Source organism: Isoptericola sp. NPDC055881 (assembly GCF_053615895.1).
Map to the genome: position 1 here is coordinate 1 of NZ_JBSHCR010000040.1, position 25,411 is coordinate 25,411.

Genomic DNA, 25,411 nt, shown 5'->3' on the forward strand with positions numbered 1-25,411 from the left:
TGTACTTGTTCTGGTGGTCTCTGTTTTGTTTATAACACACCGCCCGCCAACGCCCGGGGGGGCGCGGGGTGCACCCCGCGCCCGCCGGCACAGCCTCAGCGACCCCGCACCGGGGCCGCGGTCACCTGCCCGGCTTGCCCGACCCCGGAAGGTGCGGCCAGCTCGGGTACCGGTGACCGAAGCCGAGCGGCAGCAGCGTCGAGGCGCCGTCCGCCGTCGGGACCGCCACCGGCAGCTTGCCCAGCGTGTTCACGTCACCCGCGATCGCACGCACCACCGCCGCATAGTTCACGACGTTGTAGCCGTAGCTGTTCAGCACGGCGTCCGCCTGCGGGAACACGTTGATGTCGTACGGGTTGCGCGCCGCGACCACGATCACCGGCTTGCCCGTCGCGGCCAGGGCGCTCACCATCGCCTGCTGCGCCGCGTTGGCGCTGGCGTTGTAGGACGTGAAGACGACCGCGTCGACGTTCGCCGCCGCCGCGACGGCACGAGCCCGGTACGCCGCCGACGGCGAGCTGCCGTTCTCGAGCAGCGTGGTCACGTCGAACCCGCGGGCCGAGAGCATCGGGGCCAGCCGCTCCGGCCACGCCGACCCCGCACCCACCACGAGCACCGAGTCCTCGCCCGGCTGCAGCGGCAGCGGACGGTCCTCGTTGCGCAGTAGGGTGATCGACCGGTCCGCGATCGTCGCGGCCGTCGCCAGGTGCTCGGCAGAGCCCACCACGGCCCCGACCTGTGCCGGGTCCGCGTACGGGTCGGCGAGAACACCACGCTTCGCCTTCCACTCCAGGATGCGCGTGACCGACTCGTCCAGGCGCGCCTCCGTGAGCGTCCCGTCCGCCACCGCCTGCTTCACGCCCGCGATGGACGCGTCCACGTCAGGCGAGTTGAGCAGGATGTCGGAGCCGGCCTGGATGGCCTTCACCGACATCTCGCCCTGCGACCAGTTGTCGGTCATCGCCTGCATGTCGAGAGCGTCGGTCGTGATGATGCCGTCGAAGCCCAGCTCGTCCCGCAGGAGCCCCGTCAGGACCTTGGGGGACAGGGTGCCGGGCAGGTCGGGGTCGATCGCGTCGACGACGATGTGCGCCGTCATGATCATGTCGATCCCCGCGTCGATCGCAGCCCGGAACGGCTCCAGGTGCTTCTCCAGGGTCGCCCGGTCGTACGTGACCTCCGGCAGCCCGTAGTGCGAGTCCGTCTCCGTGTCACCGTGACCCGGGAAGTGCTTCGCCGTCGCCGCGATGTGCTGCTGGATCCCTGCGATCTGCGCCACCCCCAGCCGGCTCACCGTCTTCGGGTCCGAACCCATCGACCTGATCCCGATCACCGGGTTGTCCGGGTTCGTGTTCAGGTCGAGCACCGGCGCGAAGTCGACGTTGATCCCCATCGCCTTCAGCTCCGACCCGAGGACGTCACCCTGCGCACGAGCCAGGCCGGCGTCGAACGTGGCACCGAGCGCCATGTTGCCCGGCAGCTGTGTGGCAGGCGGCCCGATCCGGGCGACGATCCCGCCCTCCTGGTCGATCGTCACCGCCAGCGGGATGCCCGGGCCCCCGTCGGCCAGCGCCGCGTCCTGCAACCCGTTCGACAGGCCGTTCACCTGCTGGGGGTTGTTGGTGTTGCCCGACCAGGCGAAGTAGAGCACACCACCCAGGTCGTACTTCTGGACGACCTGCGCCGGGGTGTCCACGCCGTACCGGGCCTGGTTGCTCGCAGCCATGGACGTGTCGTTCGCCGACGAGCCGTAGACGTGGGTCCACGTCATCTGACCGATCTTCTGGTCCAGCGTCATGGCGTCGACCATCGCGCGGATGTCGGCGCTCGACGCGACGGAGCCGACCGCGGATGCGGCCGTGGTGCTGGTCGGGGCGGAGGTGTCCGCCTGAGCGGGGGTCACGGCGGCGAGAAGCAGGCCCGCGCCCGCCAGCACCGCCGTCGAGCGCACGAGGCGCCTGGTTCCTGGATCCTTCACGAGATCCTCCTGTGTCGGACGGGCGCGACGGTACGAGACCGTTGGACGTCGTTGTCCGGGTGCGCCTGTGCTGGACGTTAGGACCGCCCCCGACCCACGTCAAGACTTTCCCCAGGGCTCGGCGCCCGGTGAAGGAACTTTCATAGAAACGTCCTCCGCACGCGACACCGAGAGACTCGTCCGCACACGGGAGCTCGAGCGGCGATGTCACTGATCGTTGACATCGCGCCAGATGTTACTTAGCGTTGACATCACACAGGATGTCGCCACCCGCTGACACACCCCAGACAGGGGAGAAGCACCCATGATCATCACCGACGCCGCACAGCTCGGCTCCCTGCTGCGCCGCGCCCGCAAGGACAAAGGAATCACCCAGGCCCAGCTCGCCACCACCGTCAACGTCTCCCGCCAGTGGATCATCGCCGCCGAAGCCGGAGCACCCACCGCACGCCTCGACCTCGTGCTCGACGCACTACGCGCCGTCGACCTCGTCGTCGACATCGTGCCCGACGAACCCGACGACGCCCTCGAGACCGTCCTGAGCCGAGCCCGTGACTGACCACCTCCACGTCTGGCTCGACGGGGCGCTCGCGGGCACGCTGCGGCGCGGCCGCGACGGTGACGTCACCTTCGCCTACACGGCGTCGTACCAGGCGCTACGGGCTGCGCCGTCGCTGTCGGTGAGCATGCCCCGGCACCTCACCGAGCACGGCGCCGAGGTCACCATGCCGTGGATCGACAACCTCCTGCCGGACAGCGACACCGTGCGCGCCCGCTGGGCGGCGCAGTTCGAGGAACGGCGCCCGACGGCGTTCAACCTGCTGCGTCACATGGGCGCGGACTGCGCGGGCGCGGTGCAGGTCGTGCCGGAGGGCGAGGAACCGCAGGACGGCGCCGGCAGCCGGCCGCTGGGTGAGGCGGAGATCGCCGCGCACCTGCGGGAGCTGCGCGCGGACGACAGCTCGTGGGCGTTCGAGCAGCACGGCGGGAGGTTCTCCCTGGGCGGGCAGCAGGGCAAGTTCGCGCTCACCCGCGCCACCGACGGCTCCTGGCACCAGCCCACCGGCCGCGGCGCCAGCACCCACATCTTCAAGATCGGGATCGACGGCGTCGCTCACTCCGCCGCGGCGGAGCTCGTCACGATGCGCGCGGCACGCGCGCTGGGGCTGCCGGTCGCGGGCGTCGAGTCGGCGTGGTTCCAGGACCAGGCCGCGGTCGTCGTCGAACGGTTCGACCGCGTGGCGGCCGCGGACGGCGGGACGCGTCGGCTGCACCAGGAGGACCTCTGCCAGGCGCTCGGCCTGTGGCGTTCAGCCAAGTACGAGGCGGACGGCGGGCCGGGCGTGCGGGACGTCGCGGGCGTCGTGGCGCGGGCCGTCGACCGGCGTGACCTGGCCCGCTCGCGCGACGATCTCGCGCGGGCCGTGGTGCTCAACTGGGTGGCGGCCGGCACCGACGCCCACGCGAAGAACTTCGCGCTGCTGCACGTCGGGACGCGCACCGTCCTCGCGCCGCTGTACGACCTGGTCTCGGCAAGCCTCCTGTGGCCCGCCGACGAGGTCCGGTACAAGGCGAGGCTCGCCATGAAGCTCGGCGGCGAGTACCGGTTGCGCGCGCTCGGCGCACGCAACGTCGAGCGTGCCGCCGCGGACCTCGGGGTGGACCCGGGCTGGCTGCTGGACGTCGCCGCCGCGTATGCCGACGCCTGGCCCGACGCCGTCCGCGACGCGGTGACGGGGGAGCGAGCCCTCGTCGCCGACGACGTCGCGGGGGAGTTCGTCGACCGCGCCGCGTCCCGGGCGGCCGACGTCGTGCGCGCGCTCGGCACCGCACGCGGCGGGGGAGAGGTGCACCAGCCCCCCGCTGCGACCTGGGTGCCGCCACACGACCGGGCCGGCCGCCCTGTGGCCGGGCACTGGCGGGCAAGGCCTGGGCGCTGACTGCCGTCGATATGGGACAAACGGGAAGGCGAGCTGCGTGCACACCCACGCCCGTACCCAGAGGCCGGTCCGAACAACGATGCCGGCGACAGCAGAACTGCACTGCGCCGTAGCAGGTGGACTGGTCTGACCGGAGTCACCGATCACGACATCGATCGTCGATCGGTTCTGAGGCCGCGGGACGCAGGCTCTGTGCCCGTCTGGGACCGATGGCAACTGGTTGTCGTGCGAGCTCGGCGGGTGCGAGTCCGAGTGGCGGCTACTGCCTCAGTGGCCGATGGGGCCGGTTTGATCTGACTCGCCGGGTGGTTGGAGCAGTACGGAGTCGTGGAACGGGGTGACGAGCGGCGCTGTCTCTCTGCAACGATCGCACCGGCGGCATCTTTGACCTTCTGCGATTGAGGAACGAGAGCGACGTCGGTCGCGGCAACACTCCGAATCGTGACGACCGGGCCTAAGGGGAGGGGCGGCTGGATGGACTTGAGGGTCAGCGTTCTGCTGTCGATTCAGCGGGCGTTGTGGGATCTCGTAGGTCCGAACCTGCGTGGTGTCACCGCGACCTTCGACTATCCCTGGTGACGGCAAGGTTCCTCTTCGAGAACGATCCGACGGACGACGACCTCGAGGACGTCTCGCTGGCGGAGACCCATGTGATTGCAGACTTCCACGAAGACGTCAGGGTCGAATTCACGGCCGCATGGTCCTCGGTCTCGGAATCGCGCGACCTCCTCCCGTTCGGGTGACGGTTCACGGGTGCCGTGACTGAACCCGACGGAAGGAAGATCCGCCAGATCGTGACCGCTCAAGGCGCTAGCATCCGCTGGATGACGGCTTCTACCTGTCCCTCGTGCGGACGCGAGCTGACCGCGCATGAGCGCGACGTTCGGTTCTCACTTCCCGACCCTGTGCTGAATCTCCCCGAGGGCGAGGCGACCGACGGGTTCTGGATGAGCGGTCCCTCCGCTTCGGAGTCGGTCATGATGCAGGTGCCCTCGATGGGCGCGTTCGTTCGGGCACTACTCCCCGTGCAGTTGACTGGCGGGTATTCCGTTCGATTCGGCATCTGGGTCGGGGTGCATCCCAAGGATCTGCAGCACGCCGCGAAGGTCTGGTGGAAGCCGGAGTATGCGGAATTGCGGCTCAGCGGTCGACTCGCGAACGCTGTCGAGCCGTGGGGGATGTTGGCGGCACCTGTAGAGCTCGCTGTCCACGATCCCGATGTGTCTCTGTGGTGCGTAGCCAGCAGCGATGAGCTGCTCTCGGCTGTCCTTGAGCGGGAGTGGGATCACCAGCTGGTCTTGGACTCGCTTCCCGCCTGATGAGCGGCCCGCTCGCGGCACGCCTATTTCGAGGTTCCTGGTATCAGTTGGCGCGTTCAGGGTCGCAGGACGTCACCGGCGTGCTCGAGTGAGGTCGGAAACGCACCTCCCGTAGTCGCCTCCCGAGACGGCGGCGTGCTTCTCCAGCGTCGCAGCCGTGTAGCCGAGGGCTTTGGCGAGGATCGCGACGGGGGTCTGTCTGGCGAGCTCGGTGGGTGTGCCGAGGCGCGCGGCGAGCGAGGAGAACAGTGGGCGCAGCTGCTGCATCGGTGCGCCGGCGAGGTGCACGATGACGCTGTCGGGAGCGATCGTGACATCGTCCCTGCGCAGTCGCACGATGCGCGCGATGGGCTGCGCGAAGACGAGGACGAGGAGCGCCGCGAACTGGTTGCGGGAGGACCACTCCAAAGAGGTCAGGACATGCTCGAGCGCTCCGGCTTGGTCGTCGTGGGGGAGACGGGCGGCGGTTCCGCGACGATGCCGCGGAACGGTCAGGGCGGGTCGGTGACAGCATCTGGTTGCGCCACCCGGCCAGCATCGCCTCGAACACCTGCAGCTCAGCGCGCAGGAGAGGGACCGTCGCGCCTGCGAGCCGCATCGGAACGGACCTGGGAGTCTCGAGCACGCGACCATCCTTCCGAGGAATCGTGCATCAGATGCACGAGACCTAGGGTGACCTGCGGCGAGGCGGCAAGAGGGTCGGCCGGCGTGAGCACGTCGACGACAGCGGGATTGTGCTGCTGACCTACAGCGACGCTGCCATCGCGTCCGGGTGCGAGTTCTTGCATCAGATGCAACCTCGCACACCTTGCCTCACACGCATTGCGAACCGATAATGCACATTATGTCATTACGGGAGAACGAGGCGCCCCCAGCCGGTCCCCTCCGGCCCGCACGGCGCCGGGATCGGCATGTGACGTCTTCGGCCTCCGTCCGCACCCCATTGCGCTGTGCGGCGCGTCGACCGGACATCGGACATCGGCCCGCCGCCGTCGCGCACCGCGACGCAGAATCGCGCCAACGGCACCCGCGTGTCCGCAGGCTGTCGGCGAGCTTCCTCGGCGTCCAGGAATCGACTCGGTTCACGAGCTGTCAGGACGCTCGGTGTCTCGATGTTCGTCTCGCTCTGTCCCTCCATGGCGCCTCGGGGTCTCGATGTTGGCCGTCTCGTCGGCCTTGACGTCCCGGGTGTCGTTCGTCGTCGACGCCCTCGCTGTCTGACGCCTCGTGCGCGCCCGTGTCGCACGACGGTCCCCCAGACAACGTCGCGGCCCCGACCTGGCGTCTCACCGAGCGCCGCGGCTCGAGCTGCATCGAGCGACCTCCGGATCCCTCGACGCCGCCGACGTATCGCGCTAGGATGATTCGGACATTAGCCTCAAACCATTGTGTATGACACAACACAGTGGTGTCGCGCGTTGCGTTCGGGTGAGGCAGCGGCTCCCCTGCGGCCCACCTGCCGCCGCCGCGACGGGAGCGGTGTCGGGGGCCGCCTCTACGGTGGGGACATGGCCACTCCCGGCGCCGGGCTCGCCTTCTGCGTCTTCCCCACCGCCATCGGGCACTGCGCGCTCGTGTGGCGCTCCCCCGGCATGGTCGTCGGCTCTGCCCTGCCCCACGGCTCCGCTGCGGCGACGCGGGACGCCATGCACCGCGGGTACCCCTCCGCGGCCGAGGCCGTCCCCGACGGCATCCTGGCGAGCGCCGTCGCCAGCATCACCTTGCTCCTCGACACCGGATCGGCAGACCTGACCGGCATCGACCTCGACCTGAGCGCCGTCCCAGAGTTCGACCGGCGTGTCTACGAGGTGGTCCGCACCGTCCCGGCCGGCGTCACCCTCACCTACGGCGACGTCGCCGCACAGCTCGGCACCCCCGGTGCGGCGCAGGCGGTGGGCCAGGCCCTCGGCCGCAACCCGTTCCCGCCGATCGTCCCGTGCCACCGCGTGCTCGCCGCCGGCCGACAGGTGGGCGGGTTCTCCGCCGGGGGTGGGCGGCGCACCAAGCTGCGCATGCTTGACGCCGAGGGCGTGCACCTCGAGCACCCGACCCTCTTCGAGCTCTGACCGGGGCCGCGCCACCACGCCCCACACCCTCGCCTGCACACGGCCGCCCGTGCCGCGACGAACCCTGGCAGACGAACCGGGGCAGACGAACCGTGGCTGACCGTGTCGGTGCGGGCACCTACCCTGGGGCCGGGCCGTGCGGCTGGCGTCGCCGCAGGTCACCGGCGCGCGGAACGCCCGCGACCGTCGAGCAGCCGCCCCGGCAGACGCCTGGAGGAACACGCATGGTCGCCCCGCCCCGGCTGGATCGCGTCGACGTCGCCACCGCCGTCGACCGATACCTGGCCACCGTCCGGGTGGAGAGCGTGCGCGGGATCCTCTCCCCCGCGACCGCTCGCAGCTACGAGCGCGACGTGCGCGAGCTTGCCCGTCTCGTCGGCGAGGACCGGGTGCTCGACGACGTCAGCGGCGAGGACGTCGACGACGCCCTGGTGCGCTACCAGGCCACCCCGGACCAGCGGTACAGCGACCCTGGACGCAAGGGCGCGGCCGGACGGTCCGTCGCGACCGTCAACAGGTTCCGGCAGTCCGTCAGCCGGTTCTTCGCCCACGCGGCACGGCAGTGCTGGGTGCAGGCCGACCCGATGCAGTGGGCAGCCCCTCCCGCACGCTCGCGCGACCGCCTGCGGGTGGAGCGGACGGCACTGTCCGCGTCCGCGGCCGGAGCGCTGCTGCAGGCTTCCGCCGCCGACGTCGCACGAGCCACGCCCGCGGCGCCCGCCGGCGCCGGCTCGCGGGCGCCGCGCGCCGACCAGGCCCTCGCCCTGCGCGACCGCCTCGTCGTGGCCCTCCTGCTCGTCCTGGGCCCCCGCGTCTCCGAGCTCGCCCGCGCCGACGTCGCGGACTTCACGCGCGAGCCCGAGGAGACCCGGTGGCGCATCGTCGGCAAGGGCGGATCCATCCGCACCGTCGCGCTCTCGCCGCCCCTGGCGGCCGCCCTCGAGGACTACCTGCGTGACCTGCGCCCCCGGCTCGCCGCCCGCCGGCAGGACGACCCGGACGCACGACGCGCCCTCCTGCTGACCTGGCGGGGGCGCCGGATCGACACCCAGGCGGTGCGTGCCCTCCTCGCCCGTGCGGTCGAACGCATGCCCGCGACCTATCGCCGCCCCGCCACACCCCACGCGCTGCGCCACACCACCGCCACCCTGCTCGTCGCGGAGGGCTGGGACGTGAAGGTCGTCGCGGAGCTGCTCGGCCACCGCTCGATCGCGACCACCGGGGTGTACCTGGACCGCATCGAGGGCGAGCTGGCCGCCGCGATCCGTTCCCACCCCCTGTCCGCCGACCTTGCCGTACCCACCGACCTCGGCGCCGAGGCGGCGCAGCCGGGTGACATCACCGACCAACCCGACAGTTCGGCGAGCGCTGCGACGGACGCCTGGCTACCGTGAGGCTCGTGCCGCCTCGCCTGCCTCGCCTCCGCAAGCCCGTCCACGTCCAGATCGACTGGGCCGCCCTGCGACGCTACGCGACCCGCGGCGCGCTCCTCGCCGCCGCGGTCCCCGTGGCCGCCGCCGGGACGGTGATGGGCCTCGAGCGGTTCCGCCGCCACCAGTACCCGCTCGACGCCGCCTTCCCCACGTCCCCGCCGTCGTCGACGGAGGTCGAGGACACCACCGCGACCTTGTACACCTATGGCGCCGACCTGTACGCCGCGATGCTCGAGGCGATCCGCGGCGCGCAGCGGGAGATCTTCCTCGAGACGTACATCTGGAAGGACGACGAGGTCGGCCGCCAGTTCAAGCAGGCGCTCGCTGAGGCGGCCGGGCGCGGCGTCGCCGTGTATGCCGTGTACGACGGCTTCGCGAACCTCGTGGTCCCGCGCCGGTTCTTCGACGTGCCCGGCGTGCACGTGCTCCGCTTCCCCGCGATGCGACCGGGGCTGCTCATGCTCGACGTGCGTCGGTCGGGACGCGACCACCGCAAGATCCTGGTCGTCGACGACGAGACGGCGTTCGTCGGCGGGTACAACATCGGGTCCCTGTACGCGACGCAGTGGCGTGACACGCACCTGCGGCTGACGGGCCCGTCAGCCTGGGAGCTGCGCAACGCGTTCGTCGACTTCTGGAACCGCTGGCGTGGCCCGCGGCTCCCGGTCCTGCAGGACGTGGGTTCGCCGCTGTGGCTGCCGGGCCTGCGAGCGGCACGCAACGCTCCTTCGGAGCTCGTGTTCCCGATCCGCGGGATCTACCTCGACGCGATCGACCGTGCGTGCTCGCACGTCTACATCACCCAGGCGTACTTCATCCCGGACGAGGACATCCAGGCGGGGCTGCTCGCGGCCGCGGCCCGCGGTGTGGACGTCCGGGTGCTGGTGCCGGAGCGCTCCAACCATGTGGTGGCCGACTGGCTGGCCCGCGGGCACTACTCGACGCTCCTGCGGGGCGGGGTGCGGATCTTCCTGTACCAGGGGGCCATGATCCACGCGAAGACGGCCACGATCGACGGCCGCTGGACCACGGTCGGCACCGCGAACATCGACCGTCTGAGCCTGACGGGGAACTACGAGATCAACCTTGAGGTCGTCGACGACGGGCTGGCCGCTCAGCTGGAGGCCGCGTTCCGCATGGACGAGTCGAACTCGCGCGAGCTCACGATGGACGAGTGGCAGCGCCGGCACCCGCTGTCGAAGGTCGCCGAGCGTCTGATGTCTCCCCTGCGCCCGCTCCTCTGAGCCGGGCCACGGGGGGGTCGCGGACTCAGCCGGCGGTGCGCGCGCGGCGGCGGGCGGCGAGCTCGTCGCCCTCGTGCGGCGCCGGCTCCTCGTCGTCCAGGGACTCGGTGGGCATGGAGGACAGCGTGCCCTCGATGTCGCGCCACACGCGCCCGACGGCGATGCCGAAGACGCCCTGACCGCCCTGGACGAGGTCGACGACCTCGTCGGGCGAGGTGCACTCGTACACGGATGCGCCGTCGCTCATGAGGGTGATCTGCGCGAGGTCCTCGACGCCACGCTCCCGCAGGTGGGTCACCGCGCTGCGGATCTGGTGCAAGGAGACGCCGGTGTCGAGGAGCCGCTTGACGACCTTGAGCACCAGGATGTCTCGGAAGCTGTACAGGCGGTGCGTGCCGGAGCCGGTCGCGGGCCGGATCGACGGCTCCACGAGGCCGGTGCGCGCCCAGTAGTCGAGCTGGCGGTAGGTGATCCCCGCGACGCGGCACGCCGTGGTGCCGCGGTACCCGGTGGCGGCGTCCTGCTCCGTGAGGTCCTCGCCGAAGAGGAGCCCCTGGGCGCCGTGCGGCACCGTCGCACCCGTGGGGACGCTTGCCTCACCGCTGCTGTTCACTGTGCCTCCTGGTGTTCGGCTCCACGCTAGGACGCCCCTGGGGGGTCGTCAACGACGTCGGCATCTGGAGCGACCGCGTGTCGCGCCGTCCTGCCCCGACGTCCGGGGACCTGTCGTCCGAACCCTCAACTTTCGACCACCGCTTGAAGGTTCGGGTCTTACGTTAGCGGAGCCTGAGCCTCGACCCGAGGTCGAGGGTCGTCGTCGGCGTGGCGCCGCGACGGCTCGTGCCCCGCCGGGCGGCCCTTCAGGGTGAGGGGTCGTCCGGCCGGTCGCCGCCCTGGGGCGGGGGCGTGCCGGGCTCGTGCGGGCCGCCCGGGGTCGTGAAGTCCGCGGCCGTGGCGTGGTCGAGGAAGTCGCGGAACTTCTCGACCTCGCGCTGCTGCTCCATGTCGACGACCTCGACCCCGGCGACTGCGACGACCTCCGCGGAGCAGAACACCGGGCTGCCGGTGCGCACGGCCAGCGCGATCGCGTCGGACGCGCGGGAGTCGAGGCGGGTGCCGTTGGACAGGATGAGCTCGGCGAAGAACACGCCGCCGTCGAGCGCGACGATCTCGACCCGTTCGAGCTCGACCCCGACGGCGCCGAGCAGGTCACGCAGCAGGTCATGCGTCATCGGCCGAGGGGTGACGAGGCCCGCCTGGGCCATGGCGATCGCGGACGCCTCTCGCGCGCCGATCACGATGGGGACAGCGAGGTTGGCGGCGGCGTCCAGCAGCAGCACCACGATCTCCTGGTCGTGCTGCTGCTGACGCACCCCGAGGACCTCGACCGGGACCATCGGTGCGTCGCTCGCCTCGTCTGGTTCCACCGACCCACGGTACGTCCGTCGATCGCCTCACGTCGTGCGAGAGACGGGGGCGACAGATCAGACGAGGTCGCCGGAGCCCTGCCGCACCCAGGTGGAGTGCAGGCGCGCGAGAAGCTCACCGACCTCCGCGGCGAGCTCGGCGCCCTGTGCGCGCGCCGTCGGGGTCTGCTGGCTGCGGTAGGGCGCGACGAGCTGGTCCACCAGGCCGACGTGCCGGTCCGCGGACGCGCGCAGCGACCGCAGGTGGCGCGGCTCGATGCCGTGCTCGGCCAGTCGGGCCGCGATGCGGACGACGTCGGGCGCCCCGGAGTCCAACCGGCTGCCGGAGCTGGGCGGCAGCACGCCGGCGGACACGAGCTCGTGCACGAACTCGGGCGTGGTGCCGGTCGCCTCGGCGACGCTCTCCGCGGTCCAGCGACGGCGGGTCACCTCGGGAGCGCCCGCAGGGTCGGCGAGACGTGGTGCCGGGCCGGGCGCAGGCTCCCCCGCGTCCATCTCGGCCAGGCGCTCCTTGATGACCTTGAGCGGCAGGTAGGAGTCTCGCTGTTCCGTCAGGACGAACCGCAGCCGTTCGACGTCGGCGGGGCTGTACTGCCGGTAGCCCGAGGAGGTGCGCACGGGGTCGATGAGCCCCTGGTCCTCGAGGAACCGGAGCTTGGAGTGCGACACCGACGGGAACTCCGGGCCGAGCTGGCCCAGGACGTCGGAGATCCGCATCGTCGCCTGGCGGGAGATCCCCCGCGGCCAGGGTTCGGGCGCCTCCGGGCCGGCCGGCTCCTCGCCGTGCGCGGCCTGCGCCGCCGTCACGACGCGGGCGCCTGCGGATCCCGCGGCGCCTGCGGGCTGGCGTGGAACGACATGCGGAACTTGCCGATCTGCACCTCGTCGCCGGTGGTGAGCGTCGCCGCGTCGATCCGCTCCCGGTTCACGTACGTCCCGTTGAGCGAGCCGATGTCGCGCACGACGAACCGGTCGCCCTCGCGAGCGAACTCCGCGTGCTTGCGCGAGACCGTCACGTCGTCCAGGAAGATGTCGGCCTGCTCGCTACGACCCGCGACCGCTCGGTCCGAGTCGAGGAGGAACCGCTCCCCCACGGCACCCGACCCGTACTGCACCACGAGGAGCGCAGAGTGGCGCGGCAGCGCCGCCACGGCGGCGGCCTCCTCCGCGGTGAGCGGGATCCGGAACGACTGCTCCTCCGCGGGCGCGCCCACGCGCCCCAGGTGCGCGGTGGTGTCCGCGGCCGCCTGGTGCGGCGGAAGAGCACGGGGGTCCGTCATCAGTCCTCCTGTGAGGTCGGGCCGGGTGAGTCGGGCGACGCTGCCGCCGGGACGGACCGGAAACCCGTGTCCGCGGAGGGCTGGCTGTGCGTCCGACGTGCGCCGTCGTCCGACAAACCTACCCCGACCGGGGCGTGGCCGGGAAGCCCGCGACCCGCGCACGCACCGTATCGGCGCACGTCAGCCTTGCGCCCGCTCGGGCTCGGCGTACCGGGGGTCCTGCGGCGGGGTCACGGCGGAGATCTTCACGCGGTCGTGCCGTGCGGTGGACGCCTCCGCCCCGGCGGCGCGCACCGTCGCCAGCGCGCCGCCCGGGATCTCCAGCGCGCGGTCCAGGGTCTCGGGGTCGCCGATCACGGTCCACTCGTACGGGGACGCGAGGGCGGTCCCGTCGACGACGATCGCGTCACCCTCGTCCTCGAACCACGTCGACGTGACGAGACGCACACCGTTGAGCTCGACGACCTCCGCCCCCGCGTTGCGCAGCTCCTCCAGCACGTTGAACATCTGCGACGCCCGCAGCTGGTGGGACGGGTCCTGGATGGTGACGCGCACGCCCGGCCCCTGCGCGGGGAGCCGGCCGGACAAGATGCCCTCCGACTCCGCCCGCTGCTCCGCAAGCTCCAGCGCGGACTGCGCCTTGCCGGTACCGGAACGCAGCTCGTCCCGCGTGTCCTCCAGGTCCGACACCTCGTCGCCGAGCTGCTGGGCCCGGTCCGTCACCTCGTCCAGCAGGCGCACCAGGTCCTCCTGGCGGGCCGACGAGAGCTGGTCGGACGCCGACTGCTGCACCTGCACCACGAGCGCGAAGCCCAGCGCCGCGCACAGCACGCCGGCGAGCACCTGGGAGCGCGTCGCCCGAGGGCGCAGCGCAGCACCCAGCCGCCGCCACCCGCTCGGCTCCCCAGCCTCCCCCGCCGGCGCGGCGGCCGGGGTCTGCGGCCGCAGCTCGTCGTGCGCAGCGGGGTCGTCGTCCCCCAGGACGTCGGGCTCCGCGCCGACAGCCTCACCCCGGGCGCTCGCGGCGTCGGCAGGCGTCGGTGCCTGCGACGGCGCAGGCACGCTCTCCTCGACGGCCTCGCTCGCGTCCGTGCCGGGCGCGTCCTGTGTGCCCTGTACGTCGAGAGGGTCGGCCGCGCCGTAAGCCCCGTCAGCCCCGTCAGCCTCGTCGGCCGACCGGTCCGCGGAGCCGGGGTCTGCGGCACGGGAGGACCCGCCGTCCCCGCGCCCGTCTTCGCCCATGACGGCCGCGTCTCCGCCTTCAGCCATGACGGGCGCGTCCTCGGGGTCGACCACAGCGGCTTCGTCCGGGCGTGCCTCGGTCCCGGCCTCAGCCTCAGTCTCGGCCTCAGTCTCGGGTTCGGTGCCGGGTACAGCGTCCGCCGGTGCCGTGGCACCCGCGTCGTCCGCGGTCGACACCTCGCTCGGGCCCACCGGCGCGCCCCCCGCCGACGGGTCGGTGTCCGGGACCTGTGACGCGGGGGTGGTCTCGACGCCCTCGTCCGCGGAGTCGGGGCGCTCGCCCGTACGGTCGCTCATCGGCCCGTCACGCCTTGAACAGGTGGCGGCGGATCGCCGCGGCGTTCGAGAAGATGCGGATGCCGAGCACCACCACGACCGCGGTCGACAGCTGCGCACCCACACCGAGCTGGTCGCCCAGGAAGACGATGAACGCCGCGACCAGCACGTTCGACAGGAACGACACGAGGAAGACCTTGTCGTCGAACAGACCGTCGAGCTTGGCGCGCAGGCCACCGAACAGGGCGTCGAGCGCGGCGACGACGGCGATCGGCAGGTAGGGCTGCAGCCCCACCGGCACGGTCGGCTGCAGCACCAGACCGGCCACCACGCCGATCACGAGCCCGATCGCAGCGATCATGGGCGTTCCTCCTCGGTGTCGGACGACGGAGTCCCGGACGATTCACCGCCCGGCTGCGAGGAGTCCCCCGCACCTGACGGCTCCGCAATCCTCAAGGTCTGGGTCCCGACCCCCGGGAGCGACAGGTCGCTCTGCGGGGTGACGGACGACCCGATCCCGTAACGCGACCCCAACAGCTGCAGGTAGGCGGGCGCGCCGGACCGAGCGTACGCGGTCTGCATCGCGTCAGGGTCACCGATCGCACGGATGACGTACGTCGGCCCGGGCAGCGGCACCAGGTCCACCAGGATCGCGTCCCCCGCGTTCCGGACGGCCGACAACGACGTGAGCCGCTGGTCGTCCACGGAGATCGCCTCCGCACCCGCCGCCCACAAGGCGTTCACCACCGTCTGCACGTCCGCGTCCCGCACCCGCGCGCTCGGGTCGGGATCCGTCTCCGACTGCGCCGCGTCCCCGTCCGACAGGCTCACCACGAGCCCCTCGCCCGACACCGCAGCAGAGCCGCTGACCACCGCGTCGAGCTGCAACGTCTGCAACAGCGCCGGGTCCTCGCTGGCGAGCGCAGCATGCTGCAGCGCCTCGATCTCGTCGCTCGCCGCCACCGACCGCCGCTGCAGGGCCTCCACCTCGGCCCGCCGGTCCACGATCTGCGACTCCAGCACCTCGCGCGCCGCCGCCACGTCCGCCTGCGGCGCTCGCAACTGCCGCGCCGCCGACACCGTCAGCAGCCCCAACAGGATCGCGACCAGCACCAGCAGCACCACGCCCAGCCCGCGCCGCCGGGTCGGCAGACCGTCCCGCTGCGCCGCCGCCCTGCGCTCCGCAGCCTCGGCGTACCCCGGGTCGAGAGGCTTCTCCATCACCTCGACCAGCAGGGTCATCGACTCGTCCGGACGCCGCCGACCCGGCGGGCGACCCACGACCGTCACGCGCGCTCCTCCCCGCCACCACCCGCAGCACCACCGGCACCCGGCCCGGCGCTCGCGGCCCCGACCAGCTCACGCGCCTGTCGCACGTACTGCACACCGGCGACCCAGTACAGGGCCACGCCCCACCAGGTGAACGCCCACCCCACGACGTGCGCGGCCGAACCCACCGCGCCCGGCACCGTCGCCAGGAGCAGCAGCGGGAACGCGTACAGCAGGGCGAACGTGCCCGCCTTGCCCACGAAGCTCACCGGCAACGGCCCGTACCCGTGCCGCGTCAGCACCGGCAGCAGGCACATCAGCATCACGTCGCGACCCACGATCACCACGAGCAGCCACAGGGGGATGATGTCCCGCCACGCCAGACCGGCGAGGGTGACGAAGATGAAGAGGCGGTCCGCCGCCGGGTCCAGCATCTGCCCCAGCCGCGTCACCTGGTTCAGGCGCCGGGCGAGCACACCGTCGAGCCAGTCCGTGAAACCCGAGAACGCCAGGACGGCCAGGGCCCACACGTCCTCGCCCGCCACGATCAGCACCGCGAAGACCGGCACCAGCGCCAGTCGCAGCAGGCTCACCACATTAGGGATCGTGAAGACCCGGCTGCTGATGTCCTGGCCCTCGTGCACCCGCACATCCTACGCACCGCTCCCAGCGCAGTGGCCGAACTCACCGACCCCCCGCGGGACCGCCTGCCCACCCACCGCGTAGACTGGACACACCTTCGGAGTTCGTCGTGCCTCCCGCGTGTTCGTTGCGCCCCGTCCAAGAGCGGGGCTGGTGTGTGTCCGGGACAGAGCGACCGCATCGCCATCTCGGCGACGCAGGACTCCTTCCCCCCACCGACGGAACGGTTACCGCCTTGAGCACCCTTGACTCCACCCTGCCCACCGAGCAGTCCGCCACCACGCCGGCCACGGCCGAGCAGACCGCCCCCGCAGGCCCCACCTTCTCCGAGCTCGGCCTCCCCGCCGCCCTCCAGGCCGCCGTCGACGACCTCGGGTTCACCACCCCGTCGCCCATCCAGGCACGCGCCATCCCCGAGCTCCTCGCCGGCCGCGACATCACCGGCGTCGCCCAGACCGGCACCGGCAAGACCGCCGCCTTCGGCATCCCGCTCCTCGCCGCCCTCGACGCCGACGCCGACGTCCGCAACGGCCACGTCCAGGCCCTCGTCCTCGCCCCCACCCGCGAGCTCGCGCTCCAGGTCGCCGACGCCATCGAGTCCTTCGCCACCCACCTGCCCCAGGTGCGCGTCACCTCCGTGTACGGCGGCTCCCCCTACCAGCCGCAGCAGCGCGCGCTCCGCGAAGGCGTCCACGTCGTCGTCGGCACCCCCGGCCGCGTCATGGACCACATGGAACGCGGCACCCTCTCCCTCGACGGCGTCCGCTTCCTCGTCCTCGACGAGGCCGACGAGATGCTCCGCATGGGCTTCGCCGAGGACGTCGAGACCATCTTCGGCCAGGCCCCCGCCCAGCGACAGGTCGCCCTCTTCTCCGCGACCATGCCCCCCGCCATCCGCGCCGTGGCCGAGACCCACCTCACCAACCCCGTCGCGATCGCCGTCTCCCGACAGTCCTCCACCGTCTCGACCGTCGAGCAGTCCTACGCCGTCGTGCCCTTCCGCCACAAGATCGGCTCCCTCGCTCGCGTCCTCGCCACCTCCGACGCCGACGCGACCATCGTCTTCACCCGCACCCGCAAGGACGCCGAAGAAGTCGGCGCCGCCCTCGTGGAGCGCGGCACCTCCGCCGCCACCATCTCCGGCGACGTCGCCCAGAAGGAGCGCGAGAAGATCGTCGAGCGCCTCCGCTCCGGCGCCCTCGACGTCCTCGTCGCCACCGACGTCGCAGCCCGCGGCCTCGACGTCGACCGCATCGGCCTCGTCGTCAACTTCGACATCCCTCGCGAGGCCGAGGCCTACGTGCACCGCATCGGCCGCACCGGCCGCGCCGGCCGCACCGGCCGCGCCCTCTCCTTCGTCACCCCCCACGAGCGCGGCAAGCTCAAGCACATCGAGCGCACCATCCGCGCGTCGCTCACCGAGGTCGACATCCCCTCGCCCCGCGACGTCTCCGAGCACCGCGCCCGCCGACTCCTGGACGCCGTCGCCGCACGCGTCGACGCCGGGCGCCTCGACCTCTACACGCAGATGCTCAAGGAGCGCACCTCCGGGAACCCCGACACCCCCGCCACCGACGGCGACGACGCCCTCCAGCTCGCCGCCGCCCTCCTGGCGCTCGCGGTCGGGGACGACGGCCCGGAGCAGCGTGCCGCGCAGGAGGAGCACGAGCGCGAGCGTGCGGAGGCCAAGGGCGGGCGCACCCGCGAGACGCACCGTGCCGAGCGCACGGAGCGTGACGGCGACCGCACGGGCCGCCACCCCCGCGGGGACCGCGGCGCCGACGACCGCGGGCGGGGCATCCGCCGCCCCGCCGCCGGCACCCGCTACCGCATCTCGGTCGGCCACACCCACGGGGCGCAGCCGCGCGGCATCGTGGGCGCGCTCACGAACGAGGGCGGCCTGTCCGGCGGCGACATCGGCAAGATCGACATCTTCGGGAACTTCTCGCTGGTGGACATCACCCGGCCGCTCGACGACGCGACGATGACCCGCATCGGTCGTGCGCACGTCGCGGGCAAGGCCCTGCGCATCTCCCTCGACAAGGGCGCCCCGGAGCGTCGCGCCCCGCGCACGGAGCGCCCCCACACCGACCGTCGTCCGGTCCGCACCGCCTGACGGAAGCCCACGCACGAACGCCCGCGAGCCGTACGGCTCGCGGGCGTTCGTCGTTCTCGGCAGGCGTACGGCTCAGGTGCGGTCGGGCGTCTCCCCCAGGCTGACGACGAGGCCACGCAGCCGTCGGGCCTCCGCCATGCCCCGCTGTCCGTCGGCGCGCTGGATCCCCATGACCGCGATCGTGCCGCCGTCGGCGAGGTCCAGGCGCACCCACGGGTCGTCGGGGCCGAGGCGCACCTCGACGATCTCGGGCCACGCCAGGGTCCTCGTGTGGATGAGGTTGCGGACGCGCAGACCCTCCGGCGACGGGACCGCGTGCACGCCGCCGAGCCGCCACATCAGCCAGGTGACGGCGAGGGCGAAGGCCACGAACGACGCCTTGCTCACGCCGGCGGCACCGAGCGGGCCGTTCGCGCTCAACCCCACCACCACGCTGCCCAGGGCGGCGAACACCCACACGAACCAGGCGGCAGCTCGTCCCCACCGGGGGCGGAACGTACGGAAGCGGGCGCCGTCAGGACCGCTGCGGGCCACGTCGTGCGGCTCGTGGGAGGCGCTCATGCCCACCACGCTGCCACTGTCAGGGCTCGCTCGACAGGGCGGCCGTCGCGGGCGGCGGGGACGACGGAGTCACAGCCGGCTCGCGTGGATCGACGTCACGATGATGCCGCGCGCCCCGACCTCGTAGAGGGCGTCCATCACCCGGTTGGTCTCCGTGCGCTTCACCATGGACCGCACGGCCGCCCACTCGCCGTTGTGCAGCGGCGACACCGTCGGGGACTCGAAGCCCGGGGTCACGGCCACGGCGGCGTCGACCAGGCCGACGGGCACGTCGTAGTCCATGAGGACGTACTCGTGCGCGGTGATGACGCCCTGCAGGCGCCGGGTGAGGACCTCGAGGCCGGCCGGCTCCTCGGCCCCGGCGCGCCGGATCAGCAGCGCCTCGGACCGCAGGATCGGCTCGCCGAAGACCTCCAGGCCGGCGGCGCGCAGCGTCGTCCCCGTCTCGACGACGTCCGCGATGACGTCCGCCACCCCGAGGCGTACGGAGCTCTCGACCGCCCCGTCGAGGTGCACGACCGCCGCCGGCTCGATCCCCCGCTCCCGCAGGTAGGTGCGCACCAGCGTGTCGTACGACGAGGCGACGCGGCGACCGGCGACCTGTGCGACGTCCGTCACCGTCCCGGCCGGGGCCGCGAAGCGGAACGTCGACGCCGCGAAGCCCAGCGGGAGGTGCTCCACCGCGTCCGCGCCGGAGTCCAGCAGCAGGTCGCGGCCGGTGATGCCCACGTCGACGGTGCCGGAACCGACGTAGACGGCCACGTCCCGAGGGCGCAGGAAGAAGAACTCGGCGCCGTTGTCCGGGTCGGCGAGGACGAGCTCACGGGTGTCGCGACGCTGGCGGTAGCCCGCCTCGCGCAGCATGTCGGAGGCGGGGACGGACAGGGAGCCCTTGTTGGGGACGGCGATACGGAGCACAGCGGATACCTCGTTCTGGGTCGTGGCGTGTCGGGCGTCTGGGCGCGCGCGACGGACGACGGGGCCGCACCGATGACGGTGCGGCCCCGGCCCGGGCGCTCACAGATGCGTGTACACGTCCTCGAGCGTCAGTCCCTTGGCCAGCATCAGCACCTGCAGGTGGTACAGCAGCTGCGAGATCTCCTCCGCGGCGGCCTCGTCGGTCTCGTGCTCGGCGGCCATCCAGACCTCGGCCGCCTCCTCCACGATCTTCTTGCCGATCGCATGCACGCCGGCGTCCAGCTCGGCCACGGTCCCCGACCCCGCGGGGCGGGTGGAGGCCTTCTCGGTCAGCTCGGCGAACAGGGAGTCGAACGTCTTCACCCGCCCAGCCTAGTCGCCGGGGCCCCGGCCTCCGTGCTGGGTTCCGGTCCTCGGGACGGTGAGTTCCGGTTGTTCAGGACGCTTGGCACACTATTTTTATCGGAGGACGAAGAGTGCACGTCCTGCCCCCGTGGGGTCTCAGTGCGCGTGCTGGGAGGCGAGCTCCCGCAGCGCGGCGATCTCGCCCGGCACGTCGTCAGCCCCGTACACCGCCGACCCGGCGACGAAGACGTTGGCGCCCGCGTCCGCAGCACGCTCGATCGTGTCGCGTGACACTCCCCCGTCGACCTGGATCCAGACGTCCAGCCCCGACTCCCCCACGGCCTGCCGCGCCCGGCGGATCTTGGGGAGCGTGCCGTCGATGAAGGACTGGCCGCCGAAGCCTGGCTCCACCGTCATGACGAGGATCATGTCGATCTCGCCGAGCAGGTCGAGGAAAGGCTCCACCGGCGTCGCAGGCCGCAGCGCGACGCCGGCCCGTGCCCCGAGCCGTCGCAGCTCGCGCGCGAGCCGCACCGGGGCTGTCGCGGCCTCCGCGTGGAACGTGACCGACGCCGCCCCCGCCTCCGCGTACGCGGGGGCCCAGCGGTCCGGGTCGGCGATCATCAGGTGCGCGTCGAGCGGCACCGGCGAGACCTGGGCGAGCCGCTCGAAGACCGGCAACCCCAGCGTGAGGTTCGGCACGAAGTGGTTGTCCATCACGTCGACGTGGGCGTAGTCGGCGGTGGAGATGGCCCCCAGGTCGCGCTCGAGGTTCGCGAAGTCGGCCGACAGGATGCTCGGGTTGATCAGCGCAGGCATGCGCCCAGCCTAGGCGCGGCACCCACTACGCTCGCCCCGTGCCACCGATCCCCTCCCCCGCCGGACCCGCCCCCGCAGGGGAGTCGCCCGTACCTGCCCCCGCAGCGCGGCCCGTCGTCCGGCCCGCCGAGACCGCCGACCTCCCGGTAGTCGCGGCGATCCTCGAGCCCTACGTGACCGGCACGGCCGTGACCTTCGACGAGCAGCCGCCGGACGTCGAGGTCTGGCGGCAACGGCTCGCCGACCTCGCAGCGCGTGGGCTGCCGTTCCTCGTCGCGGAGCTGGACGGCGAGGTCGTCGGGTACGCCTACGTCTCCCCCTGGCGCCCGAAGGCGGCCTACCGCTACACGGTCGAGGACACCGTCTACCTCGCCCCCTCCGCCCAGGGGCGCGGCGTCGGGACGCGCCTGCTCTCCGCGCTGCTCGACGCCTGCTCCCTGGCCGGCGTGCGCCAGGTCGTCGCCGTCGTGGCGGACGACCCTGCCGCCGCCGGCTCGCTCCCCCTGCACCGGCGGCTCGGCTTCGAGGTGGCGGGCGTGCTGCGCGACGTCGGCGTCAAGCACGGCCGGTCCGTGAGCACGATGCTGCTGCAGCGCACCCTCGTCTGACGCCGCGCCCCCGCAGGTCCTCAGCGCGTGCGGCGCAGCAGCGTGAGGTGCATCGCGTCCGTTCCGTGCACGTGGGGCCACAGCTGGACGTCCAGCCCCTGTGCGCCGCCGTCGGCGGCTCCGAGGTCGAGGTCCGCGCCGGGGACGAGCGCCTGCCGCACCACCGCACGGGCGTCGACGCGCTCGGCGTCGTCGCGACGGCGCAGGACGTCGTCGACCACGAGCCTGGTCTCGGCCAGGTGGGGCGAGCACGTCACGTAGGCCACGACCCCGCCGGGCCGCACCGCGTCGAGAGCGGAGGCCAGCAGCTCGCGCTGCAGCACGGTGAGGGTGCCGAGGTCCGCCGGGGTCCGCCGCCACCGCGACTCGGGACGGCGCCGCAGGGCACCGAGGCCGGTGCACGGCGCGTCGACGAGGACGCGGTCGTACGCCGCGGGCTCCTCGGCCCCGACCTCGCGGCCGTCGCCCGTGCGCACCCGCTCCACGACAGCCTCCGGGACGGCGCGCAGGGCACGCTCCACGAGCCGTGCGCGGTGCGGTGCCACCTCGTTCGCGACCAGGGTGGCGCCCCGCTGGCCCGCGAGCGCGGCGAGGAGGGCGGCCTTGCCTCCGGGCCCTGCGCACAGGTCGAGCCAGCGCGCGTCGGGGCCGTCCAGGGGTGCGGCTGCGAGCGCGAGCGTGACGAGCTGTGATCCCTCGTCCTGGACTCCCGCGCGGGCGTCGGCGACGGCGGGCAGGGCGGCCGGGTCGCTGCCTCCGGCGAGGACGAGGGCGGTGGGTGCCCAGCGACCGGCGTCGAGCCGGACGTCGGTGTCAGCGGCCTGCTGCGTGAGCTCGCGGGGGTCGGCGAGGCCGGGGCGGGCGACGAGGGTGACCCGTGGTGCCGTGTTGTCGGCGTCGAGGAGGGTGCCGATCTCGTCCGGGCTGCGGCCGTGGCCGGCGAGAGCCTCGCGCAGGGCGCGGGTGATCCACACGGGGTGGGAGCCGGTGGTCGCCAGTCCGGTGACGGGGTCGGGTGCTTCGTCGGTGAGGCGGGCGAGCCAGTCTTCGAGGGGGGTGCGGCCGACGGCGCGCAGGACGGCGTTGACCATCTGGGCGGGTCCGGCGCCGACGCGGTCGCGGGCGAGGGCGACCGTCTCGGAGACGGCGGCGTGCGCGGGGACGCGCATCCCGAGGACCTGGTGGGCGCCGAGGCGCAGGACGTCGAGCACCTCGGGGTCGAGCTGGTCGAGGGGGCGCGAGACGCAGCGGGCGAGGATCGCGTCGTAGCGGCCGCGCAGCCGGAGGGTGCCGTAGGCGAGCTCGGTGGCGAAGGCGGCGTCCCGGGCGGTGATGCGGCGCTCGCGCAGGAGGGGTGGCAGCACGAGGTTGGCGTAGGCGTCTGAGCCGTCCACCTGTCGCAGGACGTCGTAGGCGGCGGTGCGGGCGGGGTCGGTGCGGCGGCGGCGCTCGCCCGGCGCCTGGGCGCTGCGGTGCACGTCGCCGCGTGCGCGGGCTGCGCCGCGCTGGCGGCCCTTGGTGTCTCGGTTGGTGTCTCGGTTGTTGTCTCGGTCGGGGCCGCGGTGGGTGCCGTTGCCCCGTCGCTCGCCGGTCATCGGGCGTCCTGCCCGAGTCGCGCGCCGGAGTCGGCGGAGAACAGCCCTCGGGCTCCGCGGGCCCAGTCCGCTGCCGGCATGGGCTTCTTGCCCACGGGTTGCACCAGCCCGAGCACGACGGCGTGGGTCGCGGTGCCGACCAGGACTTCCTTCTTGCCCACCCGTACCTCGCCTGGGGCGAGGTCGGTGACCTCGGGCCGCGGGGAGACCGGGCCGAGGCCGAGGCGTGCTCCGGGGGCGGCGTCGGGCCCGGTGGTCGAGGGCAGCGTGGTCCACGCGCCCGGGGCCGGGGTGACGGCGCGGACGCGGCGGTCGACGGCGAGGGCGGGGTCGTCCCAGCGGACGTATGCGTCGTCCGTGGTGACCTTCGGTGCCAGGGAGGCTCCGTCGGCGGGCTGGGGCTGGGGGGCGAGGGTGCCGTCCTCCAGCGCGTCGAGGGTGGCGACGAGGAGCTCGGCGCCGCTCGCGGCGAGGCGGCCGAGGAGGTCGCCTGACGTGTCGCGCGGGCGGATGGTCTCGGTCGTGGTGCCGAGGACGGGGCCGGTGTCCATGCCCTCGTCGAGGAGGAACGTGGTGGCGCCGGTGACCTCGTCGCCCGCGAGGACGGCGTGCTGCACGGGGGCGGCGCCCCGCCAGGCGGGCAGCACCGAGAAGTGCAGGTTCACCCAGCCGAGGCGGGGCACCGCGAGGACGTCGGGGCGCAGGAGGTGCCCGTAGGCGACGACGGGGGCGGCGTCGACGTCGAGCTCGCGCAGCCGGGCGAGGAACTCCTCGCCGCGGGGGCGGTCGGTGAGGACGGGCACGCCGGCGTCCTCGGCGGCCAGCCGGACGGGGCTCGGCACCAGGCGGCGTCCGCGGCCGGCGGGCGCGTCGGCGCGGGTCAGGACGGCGACGACCTCGTGGCGGGAACCCAGGAGGGCACGCAGGGACGGGACGGCGGGTTCGGGGGTTCCGGCGAAGAGCAGGCGCACCACCCGATCGTAGTCGTGCGCGAATGTGCTGCGTCCGCGAGCGCCAGGGGCCCTAGCGTGCGTGGCATGACGGGTGACGAGGGGCGCGAGGGGCACGAGGAGCACGGTGCGGGCGGCTCAGGCGGCGGGGGCGTGCCGGACGGCGTCGTCCTGCGTGCGGAGCGTGCTGCGGACGTGCCGGCGGTGGAGGCGGTGGTGCGGGAGGCGTTCGGCGACGAGGGAGCGCGCGTGGTCCGTCTGGTGCGGGCGTTGCGGGAGTCCCTCGCGTGGCGCGACCTGTCGTTCGTGGCGGAGCGTGATGGGCAGGTGGTGGGGCACGTGCTCCTGACGGGGTCGTGGCTGGACGCCCCGCGGCGGCTGGTGGACGTGCTGGTGCTGAGCCCGCTCGCGGTGTCCCCGGGGGCGCAGGGTGGGGGTGTGGGCTCGGCGCTGGTGCGGCATGCGCTGGACCGGACGGCGGGCCGGCCGGAGCCGTTGGTGTTCCTGGAGGGGCATCCGGGGTTCTATCCCCGGTTCGGGTTCGTGCCGGGCGGTGAGCGAGGGTTCCGGCCCCCGTCGGAGCGGATCCCGGCGGCGGCGTTCCAGGTGCTGGTCCGCGAGCGCCACGAGGGGTGGATGACGGGGGCGCTGGTGTACGCGGACCCGTTCTGGCGGTGGGACTGCGTGGGGCTGCGGGCGCCGGAGGAGGCCCCCGGGAGGGACTGGCCGGTCTAGGCGTGCACGGGCAGCCCGAGGTCGCGCAGGGCGGCGCGCAGCGCGGGGGTGTCGGTGAAACGGACGGTGCGGTATCCCAGGCGGTCTGCGGTGGCGACGTTGGCGGGGCTGTCGTCGACGAACACGGTCCGGGCGGGGTCGACGTCGTGGGTGGCGGCGAGGTGGTGGAAGATCGCGGGGTCGGGCTTGGCGAGCCCCACCCGGCCGGAGACGACGACGTGCTGCATGCGCCGGGTGGCGGGTGCCGCGGGGGCGGCGTGCCTGAACAGCTCGGCGGACCAGTTGGTGAGGCCGAGGAGGCGGATGCCGGCGGCGTCGAGCTCGTCGACGAGGGCGGCGGAGCCGGGGACCGGTCCGGTGAGGGTGGCGGCGAAGTGCTCGACGTACTCGTCGAGCAGGGGCAGCAGGTGGGGTCGGTCGGCGAGGGTGGCGCGGGCGTCGGACCAGGTGCGGCCGGCGTCCTGGGCGAGGTTGAAGGCGGGGAAGTCGATCTCTGCCATCCATGCGTCGACCTCGGTGCGGGACCGTGCGGGGAACGCGCCGTACGGGTCCCAGCCGACCAGCACGTTGCCGAAGTCGAGCACGACGGTGTCGATGGGCGGCGTGTCGACGGGCGGCGCGGAGGGGGCGGGGGTGTCGTCGGTCATG

27 protein-coding genes are annotated in these 25,411 nt (G+C 73.0%); 10 read left to right on the plus strand and 17 right to left on the minus strand.

Annotated features, from left to right (window positions below; translation table 11 throughout):
• Positions 1-121: 121 nt before the first annotated feature.
• Positions 122-1,978: a glycoside hydrolase family 3 N-terminal domain-containing protein gene (locus ACWGKI_RS13095; RefSeq protein WP_452187532.1), complete on the minus strand. Its 1,857-nt coding sequence runs from the start codon at positions 1,976-1,978 to the stop codon at positions 122-124.
• 304 nt (positions 1,979-2,282) lie between these two features.
• Between ACWGKI_RS13095 and ACWGKI_RS13100 the strand changes: the two genes are divergently transcribed.
• The 4 genes from ACWGKI_RS13100 to ACWGKI_RS13115 all read left to right on the plus strand — a co-directional run bounded on the left by ACWGKI_RS13100 (position 2,283) and on the right by ACWGKI_RS13115 (position 5,237).
• Complete coding sequence (locus ACWGKI_RS13100; protein WP_380243795.1) at positions 2,283-2,537, plus strand: helix-turn-helix domain-containing protein; 255 nt, start codon at positions 2,283-2,285, stop codon at positions 2,535-2,537.
• Entirely contained in the window at positions 2,530-3,918 is a 1,389-nt protein-coding gene (locus ACWGKI_RS13105; RefSeq protein ID WP_452187535.1) for a type II toxin-antitoxin system HipA family toxin, read from the plus strand. The genes ACWGKI_RS13100 and ACWGKI_RS13105 overlap by 8 nt, the downstream gene beginning before the upstream one ends.
• 575 nt (positions 3,919-4,493) lie before the next feature.
• Positions 4,494-4,661, plus strand: coding sequence for a hypothetical protein (locus tag ACWGKI_RS13110; protein WP_452187536.1), 168 nt, complete (start codon positions 4,494-4,496; stop codon positions 4,659-4,661).
• Between the two features lie 81 nt (positions 4,662-4,742).
• A complete protein-coding gene (locus ACWGKI_RS13115; protein ID WP_452187538.1) occupies positions 4,743-5,237 on the plus strand; it encodes a DUF2199 domain-containing protein in 495 nt (164 codons plus the stop codon).
• A 72-nt stretch (positions 5,238-5,309) separates the two neighbouring features.
• Here the strand turns inward: ACWGKI_RS13115 and ACWGKI_RS13120 are convergent, their stop codons facing one another.
• A complete protein-coding gene (locus ACWGKI_RS13120) occupies positions 5,310-5,645 on the minus strand; it encodes a hypothetical protein (protein WP_452187540.1) in 336 nt (111 codons plus the stop codon).
• Positions 5,646-6,745: 1,100 nt separating this feature from the next.
• Here ACWGKI_RS13120 and ACWGKI_RS13125 point away from each other — a divergent pair.
• The 3 genes from ACWGKI_RS13125 to ACWGKI_RS13135 all read left to right on the plus strand — a co-directional run bounded on the left by ACWGKI_RS13125 (position 6,746) and on the right by ACWGKI_RS13135 (position 9,980).
• The gene (locus ACWGKI_RS13125; RefSeq protein WP_452187542.1) at positions 6,746-7,303 is read left to right on the plus strand and encodes a methylated-DNA--[protein]-cysteine S-methyltransferase; all 558 of its coding nucleotides are present in this window, start codon (positions 6,746-6,748) and stop codon (positions 7,301-7,303) included.
• 224 nt (positions 7,304-7,527) lie between these two features.
• Positions 7,528-8,697 (plus strand): tyrosine-type recombinase/integrase, encoded by a 1,170-nt coding sequence (locus tag ACWGKI_RS13130; RefSeq protein WP_452187544.1) that lies wholly within the window; start codon positions 7,528-7,530, stop codon positions 8,695-8,697.
• Between the two features lie 5 nt (positions 8,698-8,702).
• Positions 8,703-9,980 (plus strand): phospholipase D-like domain-containing protein, encoded by a 1,278-nt coding sequence (locus ACWGKI_RS13135; protein ID WP_380243801.1) that lies wholly within the window; start codon positions 8,703-8,705, stop codon positions 9,978-9,980.
• A gap of 25 nt (positions 9,981-10,005) precedes the next feature.
• On the opposite strand, the gene ACWGKI_RS13140 is transcribed toward ACWGKI_RS13135, so the two are convergent.
• The 8 genes from ACWGKI_RS13140 to ACWGKI_RS13175 form a co-directional block, all read right to left on the minus strand.
• Positions 10,006-10,593 carry a MerR family transcriptional regulator gene (locus tag ACWGKI_RS13140; RefSeq protein ID WP_380243802.1) on the minus strand — a complete coding sequence of 196 codons (588 nt, stop codon included), beginning with the start codon at positions 10,591-10,593 and terminating at the stop codon, positions 10,006-10,008.
• Positions 10,594-10,840: 247 nt separating this feature from the next.
• Positions 10,841-11,377 (minus strand): bifunctional nuclease family protein, encoded by a 537-nt coding sequence (locus ACWGKI_RS13145; protein ID WP_380243810.1) that lies wholly within the window; start codon positions 11,375-11,377, stop codon positions 10,841-10,843.
• A gap of 87 nt (positions 11,378-11,464) precedes the next feature.
• Positions 11,465-12,214 (minus strand): transcriptional regulator FtsR, encoded by a 750-nt coding sequence (gene ftsR / locus ACWGKI_RS13150; RefSeq protein WP_452187547.1) that lies wholly within the window; start codon positions 12,212-12,214, stop codon positions 11,465-11,467.
• Positions 12,211-12,687 (minus strand): FHA domain-containing protein, encoded by a 477-nt coding sequence (locus ACWGKI_RS13155; RefSeq protein WP_380243804.1) that lies wholly within the window; start codon positions 12,685-12,687, stop codon positions 12,211-12,213. The genes ftsR and ACWGKI_RS13155 overlap by 4 nt, the downstream gene beginning before the upstream one ends.
• Before the next feature lie 180 nt (positions 12,688-12,867).
• On the minus strand, positions 12,868-14,226 hold the full coding sequence (locus ACWGKI_RS13160) for a DUF881 domain-containing protein (RefSeq protein WP_452187549.1): 1,359 nt from the start codon (positions 14,224-14,226) through the stop codon (positions 12,868-12,870).
• Between the two features lie 7 nt (positions 14,227-14,233).
• On the minus strand, positions 14,234-14,566 hold the full coding sequence (locus ACWGKI_RS13165; RefSeq protein ID WP_380243806.1) for a small basic family protein: 333 nt from the start codon (positions 14,564-14,566) through the stop codon (positions 14,234-14,236).
• Entirely contained in the window at positions 14,563-15,495 is a 933-nt protein-coding gene (locus tag ACWGKI_RS13170; RefSeq protein ID WP_452187551.1) for a DUF881 domain-containing protein, read from the minus strand. The genes ACWGKI_RS13165 and ACWGKI_RS13170 overlap by 4 nt, the downstream gene beginning before the upstream one ends.
• Complete coding sequence (locus ACWGKI_RS13175; protein ID WP_380243808.1) at positions 15,492-16,118, minus strand: CDP-alcohol phosphatidyltransferase family protein; 627 nt, start codon at positions 16,116-16,118, stop codon at positions 15,492-15,494. The genes ACWGKI_RS13170 and ACWGKI_RS13175 overlap by 4 nt, the downstream gene beginning before the upstream one ends.
• A 233-nt stretch (positions 16,119-16,351) precedes the next feature.
• On the opposite strand from ACWGKI_RS13175, the gene ACWGKI_RS13180 reads away from it, so the two are divergent.
• The gene (locus ACWGKI_RS13180; RefSeq protein WP_452187554.1) at positions 16,352-18,232 is read left to right on the plus strand and encodes a DEAD/DEAH box helicase; all 1,881 of its coding nucleotides are present in this window, start codon (positions 16,352-16,354) and stop codon (positions 18,230-18,232) included.
• 72 nt (positions 18,233-18,304) lie between these two features.
• On the opposite strand, the gene ACWGKI_RS13185 is transcribed toward ACWGKI_RS13180, so the two are convergent.
• The 4 genes from ACWGKI_RS13185 to rpe form a co-directional block, all read right to left on the minus strand.
• Positions 18,305-18,793 carry a PH domain-containing protein gene (locus tag ACWGKI_RS13185; protein WP_452187556.1) on the minus strand — a complete coding sequence of 163 codons (489 nt, stop codon included), beginning with the start codon at positions 18,791-18,793 and terminating at the stop codon, positions 18,305-18,307.
• Between the two features lie 69 nt (positions 18,794-18,862).
• The gene (gene hisG / locus ACWGKI_RS13190) at positions 18,863-19,711 is read right to left on the minus strand and encodes an ATP phosphoribosyltransferase (RefSeq protein ID WP_452187558.1); all 849 of its coding nucleotides are present in this window, start codon (positions 19,709-19,711) and stop codon (positions 18,863-18,865) included.
• A 99-nt stretch (positions 19,712-19,810) separates the two neighbouring features.
• Complete coding sequence (locus ACWGKI_RS13195) at positions 19,811-20,074, minus strand: phosphoribosyl-ATP diphosphatase (RefSeq protein WP_380244858.1); 264 nt, start codon at positions 20,072-20,074, stop codon at positions 19,811-19,813.
• Positions 20,075-20,212: 138 nt separating this feature from the next.
• Positions 20,213-20,875, minus strand: coding sequence for a ribulose-phosphate 3-epimerase (rpe, locus tag ACWGKI_RS13200; RefSeq protein WP_452187560.1), 663 nt, complete (start codon positions 20,873-20,875; stop codon positions 20,213-20,215).
• A gap of 38 nt (positions 20,876-20,913) precedes the next feature.
• On the opposite strand from rpe, the gene ACWGKI_RS13205 reads away from it, so the two are divergent.
• Positions 20,914-21,483: a GNAT family N-acetyltransferase gene (locus tag ACWGKI_RS13205; RefSeq protein ID WP_380244860.1), complete on the plus strand. Its 570-nt coding sequence runs from the start codon at positions 20,914-20,916 to the stop codon at positions 21,481-21,483.
• Between the two features lie 20 nt (positions 21,484-21,503).
• Here ACWGKI_RS13205 and ACWGKI_RS13210 read toward each other — a convergent pair whose 3' ends face one another.
• On the minus strand, positions 21,504-23,078 hold the full coding sequence (locus ACWGKI_RS13210; protein ID WP_452187563.1) for an RsmB/NOP family class I SAM-dependent RNA methyltransferase: 1,575 nt from the start codon (positions 23,076-23,078) through the stop codon (positions 21,504-21,506).
• Complete coding sequence (gene fmt / locus ACWGKI_RS13215) at positions 23,075-24,049, minus strand: methionyl-tRNA formyltransferase (RefSeq protein WP_380244862.1); 975 nt, start codon at positions 24,047-24,049, stop codon at positions 23,075-23,077. Before fmt ends, ACWGKI_RS13210 begins: the two co-directional genes overlap by 4 nt.
• A 66-nt stretch (positions 24,050-24,115) precedes the next feature.
• Between fmt and ACWGKI_RS13220 the strand changes: the two genes are divergently transcribed.
• Positions 24,116-24,763: a GNAT family N-acetyltransferase gene (locus ACWGKI_RS13220; RefSeq protein ID WP_452187565.1), complete on the plus strand. Its 648-nt coding sequence runs from the start codon at positions 24,116-24,118 to the stop codon at positions 24,761-24,763.
• On the opposite strand, the gene ACWGKI_RS13225 is transcribed toward ACWGKI_RS13220, so the two are convergent.
• Positions 24,760-25,410 carry an HAD family hydrolase gene (locus ACWGKI_RS13225; RefSeq protein WP_452187567.1) on the minus strand — a complete coding sequence of 217 codons (651 nt, stop codon included), beginning with the start codon at positions 25,408-25,410 and terminating at the stop codon, positions 24,760-24,762. The genes ACWGKI_RS13220 and ACWGKI_RS13225 overlap by 4 nt on opposite strands.
• Position 25,411: the final 1 nt, after the last annotated feature.